The 21,840-nt window shown below is 71.4% G+C and carries 19 protein-coding genes and 1 riboswitch; of the genes, 9 read left to right on the top strand and 10 right to left on the bottom strand.

The window, feature by feature from the left end:
• Positions 1-24: 24 nt before the first annotated feature.
• Complete coding sequence (locus tag G569_RS0102870; RefSeq protein WP_028062293.1) at positions 25-450, top strand: hypothetical protein; 426 nt, start codon at positions 25-27, stop codon at positions 448-450.
• On the opposite strand, the gene G569_RS57125 is transcribed toward G569_RS0102870, so the two are convergent.
• Together G569_RS57125 and G569_RS0102860 are read right to left on the bottom strand one after the other, a co-directional pair.
• Positions 410-1,873, bottom strand: a complete 1,464-nt coding sequence (locus G569_RS57125) for a GGDEF domain-containing protein (RefSeq protein ID WP_028062292.1) — start codon at positions 1,871-1,873, stop codon at positions 410-412. The two genes, G569_RS0102870 and G569_RS57125, sit on opposite strands and share 41 nt — an antisense overlap.
• Before the next feature lie 12 nt (positions 1,874-1,885).
• Positions 1,886-2,323 carry a GNAT family N-acetyltransferase gene (locus G569_RS0102860; RefSeq protein ID WP_053225749.1) on the bottom strand — a complete coding sequence of 146 codons (438 nt, stop codon included), beginning with the start codon at positions 2,321-2,323 and terminating at the stop codon, positions 1,886-1,888.
• A 19-nt stretch (positions 2,324-2,342) separates the two neighbouring features.
• On the opposite strand from G569_RS0102860, the gene G569_RS45090 reads away from it, so the two are divergent.
• Positions 2,343-3,539, top strand: a complete 1,197-nt coding sequence (locus G569_RS45090) for a glycosyltransferase family 4 protein (RefSeq protein ID WP_245602343.1) — start codon at positions 2,343-2,345, stop codon at positions 3,537-3,539.
• Here G569_RS45090 and G569_RS57120 read toward each other — a convergent pair.
• Entirely contained in the window at positions 3,505-4,047 is a 543-nt protein-coding gene (locus tag G569_RS57120) for an acyltransferase (RefSeq protein WP_157591777.1), read from the bottom strand. The two genes, G569_RS45090 and G569_RS57120, sit on opposite strands and share 35 nt — an antisense overlap.
• A gap of 20 nt (positions 4,048-4,067) precedes the next feature.
• On the opposite strand from G569_RS57120, the gene G569_RS45080 reads away from it, so the two are divergent.
• A complete protein-coding gene (locus tag G569_RS45080; protein ID WP_084284081.1) occupies positions 4,068-4,415 on the top strand; it encodes an STAS domain-containing protein in 348 nt (115 codons plus the stop codon).
• On the opposite strand, the gene G569_RS0102840 is transcribed toward G569_RS45080, so the two are convergent.
• On the bottom strand, positions 4,361-5,605 hold the full coding sequence (locus tag G569_RS0102840) for a clostripain-related cysteine peptidase (RefSeq protein ID WP_028062290.1): 1,245 nt from the start codon (positions 5,603-5,605) through the stop codon (positions 4,361-4,363). The genes G569_RS45080 and G569_RS0102840 overlap by 55 nt on opposite strands.
• A 132-nt stretch (positions 5,606-5,737) precedes the next feature.
• On the opposite strand from G569_RS0102840, the gene G569_RS45075 reads away from it, so the two are divergent.
• Together G569_RS45075 and G569_RS45070 are read left to right on the top strand one after the other, a co-directional pair.
• The gene (locus G569_RS45075) at positions 5,738-8,194 is read left to right on the top strand and encodes a M6 family metalloprotease domain-containing protein (protein WP_053225748.1); all 2,457 of its coding nucleotides are present in this window, start codon (positions 5,738-5,740) and stop codon (positions 8,192-8,194) included.
• Between the two features lie 121 nt (positions 8,195-8,315).
• Positions 8,316-10,760 carry a M6 family metalloprotease domain-containing protein gene (locus G569_RS45070; protein ID WP_084284078.1) on the top strand — a complete coding sequence of 815 codons (2,445 nt, stop codon included), beginning with the start codon at positions 8,316-8,318 and terminating at the stop codon, positions 10,758-10,760.
• A gap of 148 nt (positions 10,761-10,908) precedes the next feature.
• On the opposite strand, the gene G569_RS0102825 is transcribed toward G569_RS45070, so the two are convergent.
• Positions 10,909-11,799 (bottom strand): thioredoxin domain-containing protein, encoded by an 891-nt coding sequence (locus G569_RS0102825; RefSeq protein ID WP_157591776.1) that lies wholly within the window; start codon positions 11,797-11,799, stop codon positions 10,909-10,911.
• A gap of 96 nt (positions 11,800-11,895) precedes the next feature.
• Between G569_RS0102825 and G569_RS45065 the strand changes: the two genes are divergently transcribed.
• The 3 genes from G569_RS45065 to G569_RS0102810 all read left to right on the top strand — a co-directional run bounded on the left by G569_RS45065 (position 11,896) and on the right by G569_RS0102810 (position 14,722).
• Positions 11,896-13,569 (top strand): DEAD/DEAH box helicase, encoded by a 1,674-nt coding sequence (locus G569_RS45065; protein ID WP_053225746.1) that lies wholly within the window; start codon positions 11,896-11,898, stop codon positions 13,567-13,569.
• A 71-nt stretch (positions 13,570-13,640) separates the two neighbouring features.
• A complete protein-coding gene (locus G569_RS63650; protein WP_053225745.1) occupies positions 13,641-14,036 on the top strand; it encodes a hypothetical protein in 396 nt (131 codons plus the stop codon).
• Between the two features lie 56 nt (positions 14,037-14,092).
• Positions 14,093-14,722, top strand: coding sequence for an HAD family hydrolase (locus G569_RS0102810; RefSeq protein ID WP_028062288.1), 630 nt, complete (start codon positions 14,093-14,095; stop codon positions 14,720-14,722).
• Between the two features lie 88 nt (positions 14,723-14,810).
• Here the strand turns inward: G569_RS0102810 and G569_RS57115 are convergent, their stop codons facing one another.
• On the bottom strand, positions 14,811-16,814 hold the full coding sequence (locus G569_RS57115) for a peptidoglycan DD-metalloendopeptidase family protein (protein WP_084284075.1): 2,004 nt from the start codon (positions 16,812-16,814) through the stop codon (positions 14,811-14,813).
• A riboswitch (cyclic di-AMP (ydaO/yuaA leader) is annotated at positions 16,815-16,974 on the bottom strand.
• Positions 16,975-17,049: 75 nt separating this feature from the next.
• A complete protein-coding gene (locus tag G569_RS57110; RefSeq protein WP_053225743.1) occupies positions 17,050-18,525 on the bottom strand; it encodes a sensor domain-containing diguanylate cyclase in 1,476 nt (491 codons plus the stop codon).
• A 75-nt stretch (positions 18,526-18,600) separates the two neighbouring features.
• Between G569_RS57110 and G569_RS0102795 the strand changes: the two genes are divergently transcribed.
• Positions 18,601-19,380, top strand: coding sequence for a fumarylacetoacetate hydrolase family protein (locus tag G569_RS0102795; RefSeq protein ID WP_028062287.1), 780 nt, complete (start codon positions 18,601-18,603; stop codon positions 19,378-19,380).
• On the opposite strand, the gene clpP is transcribed toward G569_RS0102795, so the two are convergent.
• Genes clpP through G569_RS45040 form a run of 3 tightly spaced genes read right to left on the bottom strand, consistent with a single transcriptional unit; the run spans position 19,369 to position 21,831 of the window.
• Entirely contained in the window at positions 19,369-19,950 is a 582-nt protein-coding gene (clpP, locus tag G569_RS0102790) for an ATP-dependent Clp endopeptidase proteolytic subunit ClpP (RefSeq protein ID WP_028062286.1), read from the bottom strand. The two genes, G569_RS0102795 and clpP, sit on opposite strands and share 12 nt — an antisense overlap.
• A gap of 20 nt (positions 19,951-19,970) precedes the next feature.
• On the bottom strand, positions 19,971-20,549 hold the full coding sequence (locus tag G569_RS45045) for a response regulator (RefSeq protein ID WP_084284073.1): 579 nt from the start codon (positions 20,547-20,549) through the stop codon (positions 19,971-19,973).
• A 34-nt stretch (positions 20,550-20,583) separates the two neighbouring features.
• The gene (locus tag G569_RS45040; RefSeq protein WP_084284072.1) at positions 20,584-21,831 is read right to left on the bottom strand and encodes a hemolysin family protein; all 1,248 of its coding nucleotides are present in this window, start codon (positions 21,829-21,831) and stop codon (positions 20,584-20,586) included.
• Positions 21,832-21,840: the final 9 nt, after the last annotated feature.

The raw sequence follows: 21,840 nt of genomic DNA, 5'->3' as shown, positions 1-21,840 counted from the left end.
GATCGGAGTGCAGCCGAACGTCTTGTGAGGAAGGATCTCGACGCGACGACCGGCCTCGGGAAGCCGATCTCCAGCCGCGCCCGCATGGCGCAGCGGACCGTCGAGGCCTACCTCAAAGCGGGCGTTCGCCCGCGCTGGATGGAGCGGATCTCCGAGATCGACAACTCGATCGCCCACCAGAAGCGGCGGCTCGCCCGCTCGCACCGCGTGTTGCGGGAGGAGTGCGGGGATGACCACGCGCTGTTCGCCGAGCGGTGGCGGGCGTTCGCCGAGCGCTGCCGGTTCGACGAGCTCAATGTCCTGATCGAGCAGCACAACGAGTGGTACCCGATCGAGCGCGACCTGCCGATGGACCTGCGCACCCGCGACTACGTGCTGATCAACGGCCGCTCGTACCGGCGGCAGCCGCTCAGCCCTCAGTGGGTGCTGGAGCAGTTCCCGGCCGAGTAGCGAGTTTCGTCCGGTCGCGGCCGGCGACCTTGGCCTCGTAGAGTGCCGCGTCGGCGCGGGCGAGCAGCTCGGCGGGTGACTCGCCGCCGTCCCAGAACGCGACGCCGGCGGAGCACGTCTGCCCCTCGGTGACCGCGGCGCGGAGGCGGTCGACGAGCGCGACCGCGTCGGCCTCCGTGCAGCCGGGCGCGATCAGCGCGAACTCCTCCCCGCCGTAGCGGGCGAGGCTGTCGGTCGCGCGCAGGCAGCCCTGCCAGGCGGCGGCGACCTCCGTCAGCAGCCGGTCGCCCTCCGGGTGGCCGTGGGTGTCGTTGTAGTTCTTGAAGTGGTCGAGGTCGAACATCGCGAGCGCGACGCTGTTCCCCTCGCGCTCTGAGCGCTTGAGCTCGCGCAGGAGCTGCTCGTCGAAGGCGCGGCGGTTGCCGATCCCGGTCAGCGCGTCCACCCGCGTGAGCTTCTCGAGCTCGGACATCGTCGTCGTGCGCTCGATCGCCACCGCCGCCTCGCTCGAGAGCAGCTCCAGCAGCTGCAGCTCACGCTCGGGCCGCACCCCGGGCTCGGCCTTCCACAGCACCGACAGCACGCCCATGATCCGGTCGCCGACGCCCAGCGGCTGCATCGCCGCCGCGCCGAAGCCCTGCACGCCGATCCCGTTGCCGCGGGTGCGGTACTCGCGCTGGCCGCGGTCGAAGGCCGCGCGGGTACCGGCGCCGTGACCGGGCGGGAGCTCGGTACCGGCGATGCCGAGGCCGACGTCCACCGCCGCCAGCAGGTTGCCGCTCGGCAGCGCCGTCCACAGCGCCGCGGCGTCGGCGGCGACCAGGTCGCACGCGGCGGCGCACAGCTCGGACTCGAGCTCGGCGGAGTCCGACACCCGCGCGAGCCGGCTGGTGAGGTCGCCGAGCCGCCGCAGCGTCGCGGTCTCCTCCGCGCGTTCGCGCTCGCGGCGGGCGAGCTCGACGTGGGCGGTGATCGCCGAGGCGAGCACGCGCAACGTCTCCAGCTCGTCGGCGGTCGGGGGCTCACGCGCCTGTTCGCCGGCGACGCACAGGGTGCCGATCCGCTGCCCGCCCGCGGTCACGGGCGTCCCGGCGTAGAACCCGAGGCCCATGGCGTTGTCGGCGAAGCGCGGATCCTGACTGGTGTCGGGCACGACGAAAGGGCCGTCGTCGGCGGCGATCGCGTGCGCGCAGAACGAGTCCGCGCGCGGCGCCTGGTCGCCGTTGGCCATGCCGAAGCCGGACTTCGTCCACTGCCGGTCCGAGTCGACCAGGTTGAACGCGGCGATCGGCGAGCCCAGCAGGCGTGCGGTCAGCGTGACCAGCTCGTCGAACGCCGGATCCGGCGGGGACTCGAGCAGCCCGGTGCTGCCCAGGGCGGCGAGGCGCTGGGGCTCGGTGGCTGCGACAGGGGCTAGATCCATGGACCCGTCACGTCATCGTAGGGACCAGCGCATGCGGTGGTCCGGCTCGCGCTCCTCGTTGTCGGCGCCGTTCGTGCTGTGCGCGATCGCGAAGCCGTGCGCCGAGTAGAACGCGATCGCGCCATGGTTGCGCTGGAAGACCCACAGTTCCAGCTGCTCGCTCTGCGTTTTCGCGTGCGCCAGGAGAGCGGATCCGTGGCCCTTGCGGTGGTGGTCCGGGTGGACGTAGAGGTGGTCGACGACGTCGCCGTCGAGCGCCAGGAATCCGACCACCGCGCCCTCCTCCTCGACGACGGTCACGCCGCCGCCGGCCACGATCCTCGCGAAAAAGGCGTGATCCTCGGCGTCGGTGTGCAGCTTGGGCAGGAACGCGAGCGAGTGGTCGCGGGCCGCCTGGAAGGTCCGCGTGACGCTCGGGGCGTCCGCGGGCTGCGCGGGTCGCAGCGGCATGGCGCTAGGGTGCCAGACCGTGCGTATTCTGACGTTGTCGTGGGAGTATCCGCCGATCGTCGAGGGCGGCCTCGCGCGGCACGTGCGCAAGTTGTCGGAGCAGTTGGTGCGCGACGGGCACGAGGTGCACGTCGTGACCCGCGGCGGCGGGCGGCTGGCGGAGGTCGAGGATCGGCACGGCGTCATCGTGCACCGCCTCCGCGAGCCGGAGTTCCCGAAGGACGACCTCGACGCGTTCATCGCGTGGGTCGACCGCATGAACGAGGACATGCTGGCCGCCGGAGCCGAGCTCGGCGGCGGCTTCGACGTCGTCCACTCGCACGACTGGCTCGTCGCCGCCGCGGGGCGGTCGCTGGCGCGCCGGCGGCGGGTCCCGTGGCTCGTGACCGTGCACGCGACCGAGTACGGCCGCCACCAGGGGTGGGTGCACAAGCACCCGCAGTCGCACATCCACGGCGTCGAGCGCCGGATGGTCCGCGCCGCCGACCACGTGATCACCTGCTCCGAGTTCATGCGCGAGCAGGTCGCGGACGTCTTCGGCGTCGCGCGTTCGAAGATCACCGCGATCCCGAACGGCATCGACCCGTCCGACCTGCAGCCCGTCGCCGACCTCCCGCGCCTGCGGGCGAAGTTCGCCGCGCCCGACGAGAAGCTCGTGCTGCTCGTCGGCCGGCTCGTCTACGAGAAGGGCTTCCACCTCGCGCTGGACGCTCTGCCAGGGCTGATCCGGCGGGTGGGGAAGGTGCGCTTCCTGATCGCGGGCTCGGGCACCGCCGAAGCCGAGCTGAAAGAGCAGGCGGCGCGGCTGGGGTTGATGGAGCACGGGACGTTCATCGGCTGGACCGGCGACGACGTCCTGCACTCGCTCTACCGCATCGCCGACCTCTGCCTCGTCCCGTCGATCTACGAGCCGTTCGGGCTGGTCGCGCTCGAGGCGATGGCCTCGGGCTGCCCGACGATCGTCGCCGACACCGGCGGCCTGCGCGAGGTCGTCCCGCGCGGCCGGCGCGTCGGCCTGCGTTTTCGCGCGTCGAGCGTGCGGTCGTTGGAGCGCATGGCGCTCCAGTTGCTGACCGACGAGGAGCTGCGCGACCGGTTGGTCGCCGAGGCGTCCGAGCACGTCCTGCGCTTCGACTGGGCCGAGGTCGCCCGCGACACCACCGCCGTCTACGACACGCTCGTCACGGCCCGTCCGCGCGGCGCCGCGCGGACCTAACCGGGCGGGGCCGCGCCGCGCCGCCGCGCGCCGCGGGCGGTTTCGGTGGCGCCGGGAGCACCGCGTAGGCCGGGACCGCTTCGCGCGCGGCCACCCTCGCGCCCGGGCCCAGCGACGCGTGCGGGCCCAGCACGGCGCCCTCACCCACGCGGATCGGCGCGGTGCGCAGCGGCTGCGCGCGGACGGGGCGTTCGACGTCGTCGTAGGTCGGCGCGCTGTCGTCGAGCGCGGCCCAGTCGCCGACCGCCACGCGCGCGCCGATCTCGACGGACTCGTGGGCGATTATCACGGCGCGCTCGCCGATCGAGGCGCCCGAGCCGACCCGCACGAGGCCCGCCACCGCGTCGATCCGCGCGTCCGGGCCGAGCCGCACACCCGCGCCGAGCACGACCCGCGCGCCCGGCGCGACATGCACGCGCGCGCCACGCGCGACACGCACCGACGGCGCCGCCCGCAGGCGCCCGCGCGAGCGCGCCCGCATCCACACGACCTTCACCATTTCAAACACGACGCGCTAGGGTGTAACCGATCGAACGCTTCAGCACCGCATTCCGGCGCATCGGCGAGACGACGCATATCGAGGTCCATGGCGAGCTTGACTGCTCGACCGTCCCCACGCTCGAGGGCAGCATGGACAGCGTGCTCCATGACGGCCACGGGCCCGTCGTGTTGGATCTCTCCGAACTGCGCTTCATGGACGTCTCGGGCCTGCGCCTTGCCGTGCGGCTGGCGGGTCGGGCGCAGTTGCACGGCGTCGACCTCTCCCTCACGGAGGGTCCCGCGCCCGTCGAGCGCCTCTTCGAGCTGACGGGCATGCGCCGCTACGTCCCGCGGACCGCGCGCCGGTACGAGCGCAGGAACTCGTCCCAGCCGTGACGCTGGGCGAACCGTAGGTCCTTGTAGTAGGGGGAGATCTCGTCGGTCGGGGCCGGCAGGTAAGCGGTCACGCCGCCGCAGTGCTCGACGCTCTCGCCGAGGTTGGCGTTCGCGACCACGAAGTCGCCGCCGGGCTTGAGCGCGTCCATCACCTTCTTCGCGGCGTTCTTGACCGCCGGTTCGAACGGCTGCGCGCGCACCTGCTCGCACAGCGTCTTGAGGTCGATCAGGTCGCCGTCGAAGCGGGTCGAGCGCGTGTGCGCGCGCAGGAGCCGCGTGGCATCGACGTCGTCGTCCTTGATCGTCCGCCGCAGCGCCATCGTGAACGCGTCGACGATGTCCGCGAAGGGCTCGATGCCCGCGCTGTGGATCGCGCACATCGTCACGGGCCAGGAGCCCTCGTCGTGCTTGTAGGACTCGATGTAGCGCTTGACGACGATCCGCCCGAGGCCGGCGCCGTCGATCGACGGGTTCGAGCGCAGGTCGGCGAGGATCTTGTCGTAGGGCCAGCCGTCGCCGGGCTCGAGCTCCTCCGAGCTGACGACCGCGCGGACGTCCTTCTCGGCCTGGTAGGCGACCTCGAGGCAGCTCATCAGGCACGCGTCCATGCCGAGCAGGTCGACCGGGCGCCCGAGGATCTCGTGCGCCTTCTTGAGCACGCTGCCGAGCTCGATCGTGTCGAGCGAGTGGCCGGTGCCGTCGTCGGAGGCGATCGCGCGCAGCCGCGCGTTCGGCTGCGTGAGCGCGGTCTCGATCGTCGGCCGGAAGAGGCTGCGGCCGATCTGTGAGCCGGCGCGGGCGTCGAGCTCGCGCGGCGTCACGCCCGCGGCCTTGACCTGCTTGTAGAGCTCGTCGAAGTCGAGCGGGTCCCAGCCCGAGCCGTGGTTCCAGATGACCAGCGCGTAGCGGTCCGCGGGCGCCTTGGCCTGCGACCAGCGGATGAAGTCCACGAGCGTCTGCGGCGAGCCGGAGTCCACGTCGCGACCGAGGTTCTCGCGCTCCTCGTTCTTGCCGTCCTTGCCGATCACGATGCGGTGCGAGGCCTGCTGCTCGAGCCGTTTCACGAAGGCGGTGATCTTCACCTCGTCGCCTGAGCCGACCTTGCGCATCTCCGCCAGGTCCTTGCCCGCGAACTCCGTGAGGTTGTTGTAGCCCGCCACGTACACCATGACGGTCCATTTCGCGCTCATGCCCGGACCCTACAAGTCGTGGAGATCACTCCACGTTCTGCTTGACATCTCATGAGTGTGAGATGAGCATTCGGCCACCACAGGAACGGAGGGGTTTCTATGAGGGCACGTGCTGTATTGGCGTCGGCTGGAATGGCCGTCGCCTCGCTCGGTGTGGCTGCGGGGGCCTCGGCGGCACCCCCGGCTCCGCTCGACCCGCAGAACTGGTCGTTCCAGGACAACCTGACCTGGGCCGACTACAAGAAGCTGCCCGGGCCGGACTACTCGGATCCGAGCATCCAGCCGACGGTCAAGAAGTGGAAGATCGCGCTGATCCTCGTCGACTACGACGATCGCGAGTTCACGATCTCGCAGCCCGCGGGCGGCACGGTCTTCGGCACGCCGACGGCGCTGGCCAACAGCGTCCCGCGCGCGCAGGTCCCGCAGTTCTACGCGGACTTCCTCAACAAGCCGCAGCCGCTGAACAACTTCCAGACGATGAACCGCTACTGGATGGAGGACTCCTTCGGCAAGTACGGCGTCGAGGTCGTCCCGTTCGGCCCGTACCGGATGCCGCTGAAGAGCTACCAGTACCACATCGCCAACTTCCAGAACACGACGGCGGACTGCCCGAGCCCGGGCAACGCGACGCCCAACCCGACGCCGTGCAACCAGAACTTCTTCAACGCCGCGCGCAACGCCTGGCTGGCCGACATCGACGCCCCGGGCAACCCGTATGAGGCCGCGCAGTTCGACAACATGTTCTGGACCTCCGCGGGCCAGGACGAGTCGGGCGCGTGGCAGGAGTTCGGCGAGATGCGCTTCACCGGTCCCGAGGCCGTGACCGACCCGTTCGGCCCCAAGCACATCAACCCGCTGCACGCGCGCGGGAACTGGGCGACGACGCGCTACATCCCGTGGACCTCGTGGGCCGCGGCCGCCAACGTCTGGCCGAGCGCATCGGGCAACAGCTCGACCGAGGCCGAGAGCGCCGGCATGGCCGTGTACGCGCACGAGCTCTCGCACAACCTCGGCATCCCGGACAACTACAACAACCCGTTCTCGGCGCCGTTCCAGCGGACCGCGAGCGGCATGTGGGACATGATGAGCCGCGGCTCCTTCAATGGGCCCGGCGGCCAGCACACGCGCTTCATGATCCCGCCCACGCAGGGCTCGGCGCTCGGCGCGCAGCACAACATGCGCAACAAGCGCTTCCTGAACTTCATCACCGACGGGGACCTGCTGCGGCTGAACCGCAACGGCCTGGCACAGTCCGGCCTCGCGGTGGCCGAGGTCAAGGCGCGTGAGGTCCAGCCCAACGGCGCGCTCGCGGGCGTGCGGATCAACCTCGACGGCGAGGGCGACCTCAACAAGGTCTGCCTGACGTCGCAGGCCGGCATCGACCCGACCTGCGAGGGCCCGTGGCGCTCGTCGCCGACGGCGGCGATCCAGGGCCGCTTCAACGACTACACGATGGAGGTCGTGCAGCAGATCGGCTCGGACTCGTTCTCACCCGGTCACGGCGTGCTGATCGGCAAGTCCAAGACGGGCAGCTCGACCTGCGGCTCCTACAGCTGCTTCGTCTGGTACATCGACTCCAACCCGCAGGACATCGACCAGGTCGACTTCGTACGCGCCGACGGCACGCCGATCAAGGCCACGAGCGGCGACGAGCGCCAGCTCAACGACGGCTCGTTCAACGTCGGCGTCAACTCGGGCGGCGAGTACGAGTACGTCGCGACCGACAACAAGCTGCACTTCTACATCCTCGACAAGCGCACCGACGCCGACGGCATCCTGCACTACAAGGTGGGCGTCCGCTCGACGGCGGGCGCGGGCCCGCAGACGCGCGGCGTGTCGGTCGGGGCAGCGAGCCGTGGCACGGCCGAGGGCTACTCCACCTGCACCTTCCCGGTGAAGAACACCGGGGCCGCGGCGGCGACCGACCCGACGCTGCACCCGCAGGACGCGAACGCCTACCTGACCAGCGACATCTACCGCCTCACGGCCTCCGCGAACGGGACCGGCTGGACGGCGCACCTCAAGAACGCGCTGGCGGCGGTGAAGTTCGGCGAGACCGTCGACGTGCCGGTGTACATCGAGAAGGCCGCGGGCGCGGCCGCCTCGGGCTCGGTCACGCTCAACGCGACGTCGGAGAGCGATCCGTCGAAGTCGATGTCGGTCTCCTGCTCGTTCGGCGCCGGGGACACCGTGGGCGGGACCGTCCCGGCCACGCTCGCGCTGACGATGGGCGCACCGGCGTCGTTCGGGGCCTTCACGCCCGGTCTGCAGAAGGACTACTTCGCCTCGACGACGGCGACCGTGGTCTCCTCCGCGGGTGACGCGACGCTGAGCGTCGCCGATCCGTCCACCAACGCTCCGGGCCGCCTCGTGAACGGCACGTTCTCGCTGCCGGAGGCGCTGCAGGCGGCGGGCTCGACGTCGGGCACCTACGCGCCGCTGCCCACGACGCTGAAGACCTACGGGGGGCCGGCGTCCAACGACGTGGTCAACGTGAGCTTCAAGCAGCCGGTGAAGGCGAGCGACCCGCTGCGAACGGGCACGTACAGCAAGACGCTGACGTTCACCCTTTCAACCACAACTCCGTAAATCGACCCCGGGCGGGGCGACGATTGTTCAATCGCCCCGCCTGTGGATTTCACTCCACGCTCGTTGACTTCTCATGTGCAGAACATGAGCATGCGGAGTCCACAGACGGAGGGGTCTTTCTATGAGGGCACGCGCAGTACTCGCGGCCGCCGGGATGGCGGTCGCTTCGTTTGGAGTGGTCGGTTCGGCGCTGGCGGCGCCGCCCGCACCGCTCGACCCGCAGAACTGGTCGTTCCAGGACAACCTGACCTGGGCCGACTACAAGAAGCTTCCCGGGCCGGACTACTCGGATCCGAGCATCCAGCCGACGGTCAAGAAGTGGAAGGTCGCGCTCGTGATGGCGGACTTCACGGACCGTGAGTTCATCGTCACCCAGCCCGCGGGCTCGACAATCTGGGGCACGCCGACCACGGCCGCGCACAGCATCCCGCGCGCCCAGGTCCCGCAGTTCTACGCCGACTTCCTCAACAAGCCGTCGGCGCTGAACAACTTCCAGACCATGAACCGGTACTGGATGGAGGACTCGTTCGGGCGCTACGGCGTCGAGCTGACGCCGATCGGCCCGTACAAGCTGCCGTACCGCGCCTACCAGTACTTCATCTCGGGCTACGCCGGGACGTCGGACAACCGCTACTGCCCGACGCCGGTGGAGACGCCGTGCAACCGCAACATCCGCACCGACCTGCGCGCCGCGTGGGACGCGGATCCCAACGCGCCGAAGTACGCCGAGTTCGACAACGTCTTCTACACCGTCGCCGGCGAGGACCAGAGCTCGACGTGGCAGGAGTTCGGCGAGATGAAGTTCCTCTCGCAGGACACCGTGTCCGACGCGTTCGGCCCCAAGGCCTACGACCCGACCAAGACCGCGAACTGGGCTCCGACCCGGTACGTGCCGTGGTCCTCGTGGGCGGTCGCGACCAACATCTGGCCCAACGCCTCGAGCAACAACTCGACCGAGGCCGAGAGCTCCGGCATGGCCGTCTACGCCCATGAGCTCAGCCACAACCTGAGCATCCCGGACAACTACAACAACCCGTTCGCGGCGCAGCAGCAGCGCACCGCGTCGGGCATGTGGGACATGATGAGCCGCGGCTCGTTCAACGGCCCGGGCGGTCAGCACACCCGCTTCCAGATCCCGCCGACCCAGGGCGGCGCCCTCGGCGCGCAGCACAACCTGCGCAACAAGCGCTTCCTGAACTTCATCTCCGACGGCGACATCCTGCGCCTGAACCGCGGCGGCCTGGCCCAGTCCGGCATCGCCGTGGCCGAGGTCAAGGCGCGCGAGGTCGCGCCGGGCGGCGATCTCGCCGGCGTGCGCGTGCTGCTCGACGGCGGCGACAAGAACCCGCCGTGCCGCTACCACACGAACCCGACGTGCGAGGGCCCGTGGTACACGACGGCCACCGGCTCGGCCGTCACCGCGGGCTTCAACGACTACACGATGGAGGTCGTCCAGCAGGTCGGCTCGGACTCCTACGCCCCGGGCCACGGCGTCCTCATCGGCAAGTCGAAGAACAGCAACTCCTCGTGCGGGTCGTTCTCCTGCTTCGTCTGGTACATCGACTCCAACCCGCAGGACATCAACCAGGTCGACTACCTCAAGGCGGACGGCACGCCCGTCAAGGCCACGGTGGGCGACGAGCGCCAGACCAACGACGGCTCGTTCAACGTCGGCCTGAACTCGGGCTCGACGTACGAGTTCAAGGCGGAGTCGAACCGCCTGCACTTCTACATCATCAACAAGCGCACCGATGCCGACGGCATGCTGCGTTACACGGTCGCGGTCCGCTCCCTCGACGGCGCCGGCCCGCAGACCCGCGGCGTGTCGCTGGCGTCGCCGACGCTCGGCAACGCCGAGGGCTACTCGACCTGCACGTTCAACCTGAAGAACACGGGCGTCGCGGCGGCGACCAACCCGACCCTGCACCCGCAGGACGCCAACGCCTACCTCGGCTCGGACGTCTACCGCCTGTCGGCGACGGCGACCGGCACGGGCTACGCGGCGCACCTGAAGAACGCGCTGGCGACGGCGAAGTTCGGCGAGTCGGTCTCGGTCCCGGTCTACATCGAGAAGGGCACGGGCGCCGGCACGATCACGCTCAACGCGGTCTCCGAGAGCGATCCGTCCAAGACGGCCTCGGCCGTCTGCACGCTGGCCGACTCGTCGGTCGGCGGCGCGGTCCCGGCGACGCTGGCGCTGACGCTGGGCGCTCCGGCCTCGTTCGGCGCGTTCACGCCGGGCCTGGGCAAGGACTACTTCGCCTCCACGACGGCGAACGTGGTCTCCACCGCCGGTGACGCGACCCTGACGGTCGCCGATCCGTCCGCCACGGCTCCGGGCAAGCTCGTCAACGGCACGTTCTCGCTGCCGGAGGCGCTGCAGGCGGCCGGCTCGACGTCGGGTACCTACTCGACGCTGCCGGCGACGCTGAAGACGTACGGCGGCCCGGTCTCCAACGACCAGGTCAACGTCTCGTTCAAGCAGACGGTCAAGTCCTCTGACGCGCTCCGCACGGGCACGTACTCGAAGACGCTGACCTTCACGCTGTCGACGACGACACCTTAAGCGGGGGGTTCCGGGGGGCGGCAGCCCCCCGGTGCCAATCTGGGTTCCGGGGGGGCGGCAGCCCCCCGGTGCCAATCTGGGTTCCGGGGGGGCGGCAGCCCCCCGGTGCCAATCTCTGCGGGGGCGCCTCGGCGCCCCCGCGCAGTTCTCAGGCCGCGACGAGCGCGGGCGGGATCCAGAGCGCGTCGTGACCGAACGCCAGGCGCGTGGCCGCCTCGCCGTCGATCGCCGCGATCAGCGAGTCCTCGGCCTTATTGAGGTCGGGCGCGTACTTGTCCTGGGTCATGATCAGCGCGACCTCGGCGGTCGTCAGACCGTCGGGGAAGGCCTTCAGGACCTCGGCGGCGTCCTCGGCGGGCGGGCGGCGGGTCAGCGACTGGTCGAGGTTGGCGATCAGGACGTCGTAGGCCTCGAAGGACTGGAAGCCGCCGGCCTCGAGCGTCACGCCCTGACGGTTCGTGAAGCGGATGCTCGGCGCCGTGTAGCGGACGCGGCCGTCGGTGTTCGCGTGCTTGTCCTGGAACTCCGTCGGCGAGTTGGCCGCGGTGCGGGCCAGGTCCTTGTCCTCCGCGAACAGCGCCTCGGTCTCGGGGTCGTGGGCCGCCGCGACGATCTGCTCGGCGTCGATGCCGGGGACCCAGCTGATCGCCTCGAGCAGCTGCGCGTCCTCCTCGAGGAAGAGCGTCGTGGTGAACTGCGCGAGCTGCAGCGCACGGAAGACGGCGTACTCGCGGTCGGGGGCGAGCCGGCGGGTGGCGACGACCACGCGGCACATCGGCCACGTGCCGTGAACGCGCTCACGCGGCTCGGTCGCGAACGGCATCCCGCGCTCGCGGAAGCTGCGGTACCCGCGCGCCTGGCCGGCGGGCGTATAGCCGCGCGACTCGTAGACGGCGCCGGTCTCGGTCAGACCGATCATGACGTTGCGCCATTCGAGCTGGTCGCCGTAGCGCCACTTCAGGGCCGCGATCGCTGGAGATGCCGACCACGCCCAGGGGCAGCCGGGGTCGGAGAAATGCGTGACTTGGAGAGAGGACACGATCATTGACGGTACAACAACGCGAAAAGGTCGCTCTGAGCGGGCTTTTTCCGGGCAGCGGGTCCGTCTTGCCCGGCTCGTAGCCTCTCGGGTCCCGTGACGTACGAGATCGATGCTCCTCCCCGCCCCTCGGCGGGCCGCTCCCTGCCGTCCTGGCCCACCGGCCGTCCCCTGCGTGCGTGGCAGCAGGCCGCGGCCGCCAAGGTCTTCGACCACGACGGCGAGTCCTTCCTCGCCTCGGCGACCCCCGCCGCCGGCAAGACCACCTTCGGGCTGCACGTGGCCCACCGCATGCTCTCCGAGGGCCGCGTCTCGCGCGTGGCCGTGGTCGCGCCGACCACCCACATCTGCCGCCAGTGGGCGCTGGACGCCGCCCGCTACGGCATCTTGCTGGAGCCGAACCGGCCGAACTCGGCGGGTCCCGAGCCGCGGGACCGGATGGGCGTCTCGGTGACGTACGCGACCGTCGCCGCCGGCCCGGAGGTCCACAGGCGGCGCTGCGCGGAGCGGCCGACGCTGCTGATCGCCGACGAGCCGCACCACATGGGCGAGGACGCGACGTGGGGCCTGAAGACGATCTCGGCGTTCTCGCGGGCGCGGTTCCGGTTGCTGTTGAGCGGCACGCCGTTCCGGTCCGACAACTCGCCGATCCCGTGGGTGATGTACGACGAAGAGGGCGTCTCGGCCGCGGACTACGACTACGGCTACACGCAGGCGCTGATCGACGGCGTCTGCCGGCCGGTGACGTTCCACACCTACGGCGGGGACATGGAGTGGGTCAGCGACGGGCGGGTCCGGCGGGCGGACTTCGACGTCGTGCTGCCCGCGCCCGAGGCGGCGCGGCGGCTGCGGACCGCGCTGGACCCGGAGGGCGACTGGATCACCCATGTGCTGCGCGACGCCGACGAGGAGCTGCGTCGCATTCGCGCGGGTGACCACCCTGAGGCGGGCGGCCTGGTCGTCGCGATCGACAAGGAGCACGCCGACAAGCTCGCCGACCGGCTGGCGCGGATCACGGGCGATCGTCCCGACGTCGTCCATTCGGATGCCGCCGACGCCTCGGCGCGGATCGCCGCGTTCTCGGCCGGGTCGGCGCCGTGGCTCGTCTCGGTGCTGATGGTCTCGGAAGGCGTCGACGTTCCCCGGTTGCGCGTGGGCGTGTACGCGACGACCTCGCGCACGGAGCTCTTCTTCCGCCAGGTGATCGGGCGCTTCATCCGCCGCACGCCCGCGCCCAAGTCGCAGATGGCGCACGTCTTCCTCCCGTCGGACCCGCGGCTGAAGAAGCTCGCGGTCGAGATCGAGGAGGAGCGCAACCACGCGCTGGTCTTCGAGCCCAAGGGCGAGCCGGTCGCCGAGCGCGGCGAGCGCGGCGAGGCCGGCGAGGCGTTCCGCGCGTTGTGGTCCTCCGCCCGCCGCGACGAGGACGTGCTGCAGACGACCCAACCGGGCGACGCGTTGCAGTTGTTCGCCGAGCCGGCGCCGCCGACGGCGTCCCCCGCGCTGGCCGCGTTCACGACGACTCCGGCGGCCGCGGTCCCGGCGGCGTTGGAGCCCGAGACCGCGTTCGAGAAGCGCGAGCGCCTGCGCGCCGAGCGCAGCGCGCTGGTGGGCGTGATCGCCCGCAAGACGGGCGAGGAGCACCGCGTCATCAACGGCCGCGTGAACCGCGAGGTCGGCGCCGCGTCCGTGAACAAGTCCACCGACGACCAGCTCGAGCGCGCGAACCGGCTGCTCGAGAAGGAGGTCACGCGCCTCAACGGCCGCTGACCGGCGCGGCGGCGGCGCAGCCCGCGCGGCCGCGCCTCTTCACGCCGGCCCGGCCGGGTAGCCTCGCGGCAATGGACGAGTTGCCCTCGTGGCCTACGGGGACGGTCGCGGTGTTGTCGACCGGGGCGGGCGAGCCGCATGCGATCCCTGTATCGACCGCGGTCCGGCGGGGGCCGCGGGAACTCGTCCTCGCGCTGGCGTTACGCCGCGAGTCGTTGGCCCGCCTGCGTGACGACCCACGCTGTGCGGTCACGGTGCTGGCGGCGGGGAACCTCGCGTTCACCGCGGTCGGGCGCGCCGTCGTCGAGGAGGAGGCCGAGCGCATCGCGGTCGTGCGGGTGGACGTCGAGCGCATCAACGACCACACCCAGCCGACGTTCGTGGTCGACGACGGCGTCCGCTGGCGCTGGACCGACGAGGACGCCGAGCGCGGCGACGCCGAGGTCCGCGCCCGGCTCACGAGGTGAGCCGGATTCGTCAGGCCAGGCCAGACCAAGCCGACACACCTCGTGTCGGCGCGGCGGTGTTCGACTTCGGCGAGACGTTGCTGAGCGAGGAGCGTGCGTGGGGCGTGTGGGCCGACTGGCTCGGCGTCACGCGGCAGGAACTGTTCGCCGCGATCGGCGCGACCGTCGAGGGCCGCCTGCCGCACCGCCACGCGCTCGAGCTCTGCCGTCCGGGCTTCGACCTCGCCCGCGCGTTCAAGGAGCGCGAGGCCGCCGGCATCCCGCGCCACGAGGAGCTCTACGACGTCTACCCCGACGCCCCGGCTGCCCTGGCACGCCTGCGCGAGGCGGGCGTGCGCGTGGGCTTCGCGGGCAACCAGCCCGCGGGCGCCGAGGCCTCACTGGCCGAACTGATCGCGGACGGCGACCTGGTCGCCACCTCGGCGGACTGGGGCGTCTCGAAGCCCGACCCGGCGTTCTTCACGCGCATCGCCGCCGAACTGGCACTGCCGCCGACCGAGATCGCGTACATCGGCGACCGCGTCGACTTCGACATCCTCCCGGCCGCCGCCGCGGGCATGTTCACCGTCCACCTCCGCCGCGGCCCCTGGGGCGTCATCCAAGCCGCCTGGCCCGAAGCGACGACGGCCGACGCCACCGCCGCCAACCTCGACGAGGCGGTCACGGCGATTCTTAAAGGGGCCTGACCCCTTTAGGTTCGGCGGGGCGGGGCGGGGCGCGCGGTGGCTGCTCCCGCCGCCGACACGGCGGGAGCAGTCACGCGAGTTGGTGGAGCTAGGAGGCCGGCGTCGCCGGAGCGGACTCGGCCGGTGCCTCGGCGGGTGCGGACTCGGCGGGCGCCGGATCGGGGGCGGGCGCCTCGGCGGCGGGGGCGGGAGCGGGAGCGCTCTCGGCGGGAGCGGGGGCCGGAGCGGGTGCTTCCGCGGCCGGAGCCGGGGCCGGGGCGGACTCGGCGGGTGCCGGTGCCGGGGCGGGCGCCTCGGCGGCCGGTGCCGGAGCGGGTGCTTCCGCGGCCGGAGCCGGGGCCGGGGCGGACTCGGCGGGGGCAGGTGCCTCGGCGGCGGGCGCCTCGGCGGCCGGGGCGGGAGCGGGGGCGCTCTCGGCAGGTGCCGGGGCCTCGGCGGCCGGGGCGGGCGCGGGCGCCGACTCCGCGGGGGCAGGTGCCTCGGCGGCGGGCGCCGGAGCGGACTCCGCCGGGGCGGGCGCGGACTCGGCCGGGGCCGGAGCGGGGGCGCTCTCGGCCGGGGCGGCTGCGGGCGCTGATGCTTCGGCCGGGGCGGCTGCGGGGGCGGAGGTGTCCGTCGGGGCCGCGGCCGGGGTTGACGTGTCGGACGGGGCTGCGGCCGGCGCCGACGTGTCCGTGGGGGCGGCGGCGGGCGCCGAGGTGTCGGTCGGGGCCGCGGCGGGCGCTGACCCGTCGGCCGGGGTCGTCGCCGCCTGCGCCGTCGTCGGGGCGGTTGCGGCCGTAGCGGTCGTGGTCGCCTGCGCCGTCGCCGGGGACGTGGCGGTCGTCGCCGGGGCGGAGGCGAGGGCCGCGGTGGCCTTCGCGGTCGAGGTCGTCGCCTTGACGTTGGTGGACGTCGCGGTCGTCGAGGTCTTGCCCGGGATGGTCTTGGAGCCCTCGAGGTAGGGGGCCGGGTTGGTGGCCTTGCCGTTCTCGCGGACCTCGAAATGGAGGTGCGGGCCGGTGCAGGAGCCGGTGCAGCCGACCTTGCCGATCACCTGGCCGACGTGGACGTAGGCGCCCTTGGTGGTGTCGATCTCCGACAGGTGGGCGTAGCACGTGGAGACGCCGTTCTCGTGCTGGATGCACACGAGATTCCCGTAGCCGGAGTTGTCGGCGCCGGCGGTCGTCACGACACCGCACTGGGCGGCGCGGACGGCGGTGCCGGTGGGGGCGGCGATGTCCTGGCCGGCGTGGGTGTGGCCGGTGCGCGCCTCGCCGAACGTGCCCGTGACGGTGCCCGAGACCGGGGTGGCGATCTTGCCCGCCCCACACCCGCCGGCGGCGGGCGCGGGAGTGCTCGGCGTCGAGGCGGGGGTCGTCGGCACGCTCTTGGGCGTGGTCGTCGCCGCGCGGTTGGTGGCGGCGTCGGTCGACGTGGAGCCGGGGGAGGGCGCCGTCGTCGTCGGCGTCGAGACCGAGCGCTTGGACGAGGAGTCGGGCTTCGAGGTGCCCGACGAGGGCGTGGACGTCGACGGCGCGGGCCCGTCCTGGCCGGCCGGCGCGGCGGTCCCGCCGCCGCGGTTGTAGACGGTCATGACCGTCTTGCCCGACCCGCCCACGTAGGTGACGTTGGACTTGAACAACGCCTGCCAGGTCCGAGCGTCCACACGCCCCGTCACGGGAATCCCGTAGCGCTTCTGGAAGTCGGAGACCGCGGCTTGGGTGATCGGGCCGAAGATGCCGTCGTCGTCCACACCGACCTGGCGCTGGACGGCGGCGACGGCCGCGCCCGTGTCGCCGAACGCGACCAGAGAACCCGAAGGCATCGAGATCGCCGACGACGAGGACACCGGCTGCACGGCGGGAGCACCCCCGCCATTCGACGCCGACGCCAGCGCGGCGAACGGCGACGCGGCCGGACCGACGGCCATCGACGCGCTGACGGCGACCGCGGCACCCTTGCGCCGCGCCGCCCCCTTGCGCGCCGCCTCGGTGATCTCACGCCGGTGCTGTGACCGGCGCAGCGAACGCTCCCAGAGCTCGAAATCGCTCAGGTCGCGGTTATACGGTGCTTCGTTCTGGAAAGACCAGACCTGAGCAGACAATCTCATAACTCCTTCGGCCTCACGCCTACGGGGTTAGCTGTCGGGCTCGCGCTGGCCTGCGCTACGCCACCAAGACGGCGGCGATTCGCCCCATCGGCCTGACCTTGGCCGTTTGGGTCCCCCGTTCCGCTCACCCGGAGGCGAGCAGACTCGGCTGTGCTCTTTTCTGGCGGTGGAGAGTACACGACGCCAGAGCGGACTTCTGTAAACCTGCCGGGAACCCTGCCCCGGCAGGGAAAGTTCACTCTGCGGGAATCGTGACGTTGCGCCCGGACGACTTCGCCGCCGCCAGAGCGTCCTGCGCACGGAGCATCAGCAGCTCCGCGGGCTCCTCGCCGTTCCAGCGGGCGACGCCCGCGGAAGCGGTCTGACCGCGCGGTGTCGCCGCACGGACGCGGTCGAGGACCTCGACGGCCTCGCCCAGCCCGCAGGACGGAAGGATCAACGCGAACTCGACCCCGTCCATCCGGGCGACCGAATCGACGTCACGCAGCTCGTTGCGCCAGGCGGCGGCGGTCTCCTTGACCAGCCGGTCGCCCTCGGCCTCGCCGCGGAGCATGTTGAACGCGCTCATGTGGTCGAGGTCCAGCCAGGCGATCGACAGCGGCGTGTCACCACGGCGGGCGCGCGCGATCTCGCGCGGCAGCTCCTCCTCGAACACCCGCTTCGTCACCAGACCGGTCAGCTGGTCGGTGAGTGCCAGAGCGTCCACCCGCGCCCGCAGCTGCGCGTGCTCGATCGCGATCGCGGCCTGCGCCGCGACCAGCCGCAACACACCCGCGGACGCCTCGGGCAGCGCGTCCAGCGGCCGCTGCCAGACGACGATCAGGACGCCGCAGACCTCGCCGTCGCGCAGGATCGGCTCAAACACGGCGGAGCGAGCGGAGGTCGCTTCGACCAGCGGAGCGGCCAAAGCCGGGTGGTTGCGCGCGTCGGCGACGAAGTACGCCTCCTTGGCAGTGAACGCCTTGCCCGAGCCCGGACCGTCGCCGCGCGGCTGGATCGTCACCGGCTGCACCGTGACGCCGGCCATCGCGGTCGAGGAGAAGTCGCGGCCCTTGGGCTCCAGGAGGAACGCCACCGGGGCGTCCATGACCTCGCAGGCGGCCTCGCAGATCGACTGGCGGGCGTCGTCGCCCGCGGCGAGCGCCTTGGCGACCCGGCCGATCGCTCCCATTCCCTTGGCCTGATCTCGAAGCATGTCGTTGAACCTGCGCAAATCTCGTGCGTTGGACTCTCTCTCGAGCTCGGACGCGAGGACGCGCGCGAGCATGACGAACAGCTGCTCGTCGGCGGGTGTGAAGTGGTTGCGCGAACGGGAGAGCGCGGCGAGCGAGCCCACCCGCGTCCCGTCCGACAGCTCCAGCGGCACACCCAGATAGGAGCGCGCGCTGACCCGCTGCTGCATCGCCAGCCGCCCGTAGACCTCGTGGCGGCTGATGTCCGCGCACAGGCGCGGCCCGCGACCTTCCGCCATGTGCGAGCAGAACGCGTCCCCGAGCGGCAGCGCCTGGTTGGAGCGGAGGCTGAAGTCGCCGCCACCGCGGACATCGACGATGCGGTGGATGAACTGCCCACGGTCGAGGTGGGCCATGTAGACGGCGCACCCGGGCTTATGGCGCTCGAGCAGATCGAGCACGGAGCGGGTCGCGTCGGCGAACGACCGATACGTCGCCGTGGTCGCGGCCGCGGCCGCCTGGATCGCGCTGACGTCCATCGCCCACCATCATCGACAAAACGGCGGCAGTTCTAAAGCCGGTCATCTGTCGAGTCTCGATAGGGTCGCAGCCCCATGAAGCTCGCGACATTCATCGCCCCCGGAGAAACCGCCGCACAGGCCGGAGAAGTGCGCGGCGACGAGATCGTCGCCTTCGCCACCGGCACCGTTCTCGAGCGCCTGCGATCCGGCGATCGCACCCCCGCCGACGGCCAGGTCCACGCCCTGACCGACGTCCAGCTCCTGGAGCCGGTCCCGCGCCCGCCCGCGATCTTCTGCATCGGCCGCAACTACGCCGCCCACATCGCCGAGCTCGGCTCCGAGCGCCCGACCAAGCCGCTGGTCTTCCTCAAGCTGCCGCTCTCGAGCACGCGCCCGTCCGGCCCGGTCAAGACCCCGAAGGCGAGCCAGGCGCTCGACTACGAGGTCGAGCTCGTCGTCGTGATGGGCCCGGACAACGCGATCGCCGGCTACGCCGTCGCCAACGACGTCTCCGCCCGCGACCTCCAGCGCTCCGAGGCCCAGTGGTCGCGCGCCAAGGGCTTCGACACGTCCTGCCCGTGGGGCCCGTGGATCACCACGGCGGACGAGATCGATCCCGCCGACCTCAGGCTCACCACCCACGTCAACGGCGAACCCCGCCAGGACGGGAGGACGAGCGACCTGATCTTCAAGCCGCAGGAGCTCGTCGACTTCATCACCGAGGCCTGCACCCTCGAGCCCGGCGCGATCATCCTGACGGGGACCCCGTCCGGCGTCGGCGAGGCCTTCAAGCCGCCGAAGTACCTGCAGCCGGGCGACAGCGTGCGAGTGGAGGTCGAGGGCCTTGGGGCCCTCGAGCACTCAGTGCGTTGAGATCACCCGGTCGATCAGGCCGTACGTGGCGGCCTCGTCGGCCTTGAAGAACCGGTCGCGCTCCATGTCGCGGTGGACCTGCTCCTCGGTCTGACCCGTGTGCTTGGCGTAGATCTGGTCGATGCGCTTGCGCGTCTTGATGATCTCGTTGGCGTGGATCTCGATGTCCGTCGACTGGCCCTCGAAGCCGGCCGACGGCTGGTGGATGAGGATGCGCGAGTTCGGCAGCGCGAAGCGCTTGCCCTTCGCGCCGCCCGCCAGCAGCAGCGAGCCCATCGACATCGCGATCCCGACGCACATCGTCGCCACGTCGGGCTTGATGAAGTTCATCGTGTCGTAGATCGCCAGGCCCGCGTAGATCGACCCGCCAGGCGAGTTGATGTAGATCGAGATGTCCTTGTCGGGATCCTGTGACTCGAGGTGCAGCAGCTGCGCGACGACCAGGTTCGCGACCTGATCGTCGACGGCGGAGCCGAGGAAGATGATCCGCTCGTTCAGCAGCCGCGAGAAGATGTCGAATTCGCGCTCGCCACGGGCGGTGCGCTCGATGACCATGGGGACAAGAGGCATTGCTGCCCCACTCTACGACTTCAGGTCGCGAGAGAGCGCGGCGGGCGCTTGCGCAGCCGCCCGAGCAGCTTCTCGATCCGGCGCGACAGCTTGCGCTTGTCGAGCCGCAGCGTCGCCGCCACCTCGGCGGGCTCCGTGCGGTCCATCAGCATGGCCAGGAGCGCGAGGTCCTCGGGCTCGACCTGATGGGCGGCCGCGTCGAGCTGCTTGCGGTCCAGCGGCGGAAGGGCGCTGGCGCCGCGCGCGACCAGGCGGATCGCCTCGAAGAGCTCCTCCGCCGGCGCGGCCTTGTCGACCAGTCCGTCGGCGCCGGCGACGCGCGCGGTGACGGAAAGGGTCGGGTCTGCGCCCGAGCTGTAGAGCACGACCCTGGGGGCGGGGTCGAGCGCACGCAGGCGGCGGCACGTCCCGAGGCCGTCGCCGTCGTTCAGCTGGGGATCGAGGAGGACGACGTCCGGGCGCTGACGCGACACCAGCTCGAGGCCGTCATGGGCACCAACGGCGGCACCCACCGGGACCAGGCCCGGCTCGGCGCGCAACAGCATGGCGAGACCGGCGCGAACCGCCGGCTGAGGGTCGATGACCACGACTCGCGTCATGGTTCACACCCTTCTCGACACCCCTGAACCTGGACTAAAGAGCGGGTGAAAGGTCGATGCGAAGCTTGGTGATCCGGAGGTCCTCGACGGCCTCGATCTTCAGCTTCACGCCGTCGATCTCGGCCACGTCGCCGGGCTCCGGGCGGCGGCCGAGCGCGTCGAACGCGAGGCCCGCCAGCGTCCGCGGCCCGCGCTGGGGCAACGCGGTTCCGACGGCCTCATTGAAGTCGTCGATGGTCATCGATCCGGAAACCTCGACCGAACCCTCGGCGACCCAGTTGAGCTCGTTGTTGGGCAGGTCGTACTCGCTCTCGATCTCGCCGACCAGCTCCTCCAGCACGTCGTGGAGCGTCACGATGCCCGCGGCACCGCCGTACTCGTCGACGACGATCGCCATCACCTGGCGCGCCTCGCGCAGCTCACGCAACAGCGCGCCGAGGTCCTTGGTCGTGGGGACGACCATCGCCTCGTGCGCCAGCTCCCCGACGGGCCGCTCGGGCTCGGCGATCAGGTCGCGGACGTGCACGATCCCGCCCAGGTGGTCGAGCGACTCCTTGCCGACCGGGTAGCGCGAGTGCGAGTGCTCGACCACGACCGCGTGGGCCTCGCGGCCCGTCAAAGACGCCTCCAGCCAGACGACATCCGGCGACGGGACCATCACGTCGCGCACCTCGCGCGTGGCGAAGTCGAAGACGTTGTGCAGGAGCTCCTCCTGGGCGCGCGGGATCACGCCGGAGCCTTCGGCCTCGTCGACGAGGTCGCGCAGCTCCTCAGGGGTGCGCACGGACTCGCCGGCCATCACCTCGGTGACGCCGAACGGCCGCAACAGGACGCCCGCCGAGCCCTGCAGGACCCACACCACGGGGCGCAGCACCTTCGCCAGCAGCTCGACCGGGCGGCTGACGATCGCCGCCAGCGTCTCGGCGCGGTCCAGCGTCAGCGCCTTCGGCACGAGCTCGCCGAAGACCACGCTCAGGTACGTCACGACCGCGAACGCGATGATGAAGGACGCCCAGTGGGGCAGCCAGTCGCCGAGCAGATCGCGGACGACCGGCTCGCCCACCGCACCCGTGAGGATGCCGATTCCCGTGATCCCGACCTGCACCGTGGAGATCACCCGCACCGGGTCCTCCATCAGCCGCAGCGCGGACTGCGCGCCCTTCCCGCCCCGTGCGCGCAGCGCACCCCGGCGGGCGGTGACGATCGAGTACTCCCCGATGACGAAGAACGCGTTGCCCCCGATCAGGGCCAGCAACGCGAGGATGCGTAAGAGATCTTCCAAGGCGGAGGC

The sequence above is a fragment of the Solirubrobacter soli DSM 22325 genome, assembly GCF_000423665.1.
In the GTDB taxonomy this organism is placed as follows: domain Bacteria; phylum Actinomycetota; class Thermoleophilia; order Solirubrobacterales; family Solirubrobacteraceae; genus Solirubrobacter; species Solirubrobacter soli.
Note: the sequence above shows the minus strand (reverse complement) of the source record. Positions and strands in the feature narration are given on the sequence as shown.

Coding starts and splice junctions, on each gene's coding strand:
- G569_RS57115 (WP_084284075.1), bottom strand. CDS start 16,814: ATGAGATTGTCTGCTCAGGTCTGGTCTTTCCAGAACGAAGCACCGTAT.
- G569_RS45045 (WP_084284073.1), bottom strand. CDS start 20,549: ATGACGCGAGTCGTGGTCATCGACCCTCAGCCGGCGGTTCGCGCCGGT.
- G569_RS0102795 (WP_028062287.1), top strand. CDS start 18,601: ATGAAGCTCGCGACATTCATCGCCCCCGGAGAAACCGCCGCACAGGCC.
- clpP (WP_028062286.1), bottom strand. CDS start 19,950: ATGCCTCTTGTCCCCATGGTCATCGAGCGCACCGCCCGTGGCGAGCGC.
- G569_RS0102860 (WP_053225749.1), bottom strand. CDS start 2,323: ATGCCGCTGCGACCCGCGCAGCCCGCGGACGCCCCGAGCGTCACGCGG.
- G569_RS45070 (WP_084284078.1), top strand. CDS start 8,316: ATGAGGGCACGCGCAGTACTCGCGGCCGCCGGGATGGCGGTCGCTTCG.
- G569_RS57110 (WP_053225743.1), bottom strand. CDS start 18,525: ATGGACGTCAGCGCGATCCAGGCGGCCGCGGCCGCGACCACGGCGACG.
- G569_RS0102840 (WP_028062290.1), bottom strand. CDS start 5,605: ATGAGCGCGAAATGGACCGTCATGGTGTACGTGGCGGGCTACAACAAC.
- G569_RS57125 (WP_028062292.1), bottom strand. CDS start 1,873: ATGGATCTAGCCCCTGTCGCAGCCACCGAGCCCCAGCGCCTCGCCGCC.
- G569_RS63650 (WP_053225745.1), top strand. CDS start 13,641: ATGGACGAGTTGCCCTCGTGGCCTACGGGGACGGTCGCGGTGTTGTCG.
- G569_RS45075 (WP_053225748.1), top strand. CDS start 5,738: ATGGCCGTCGCCTCGCTCGGTGTGGCTGCGGGGGCCTCGGCGGCACCC.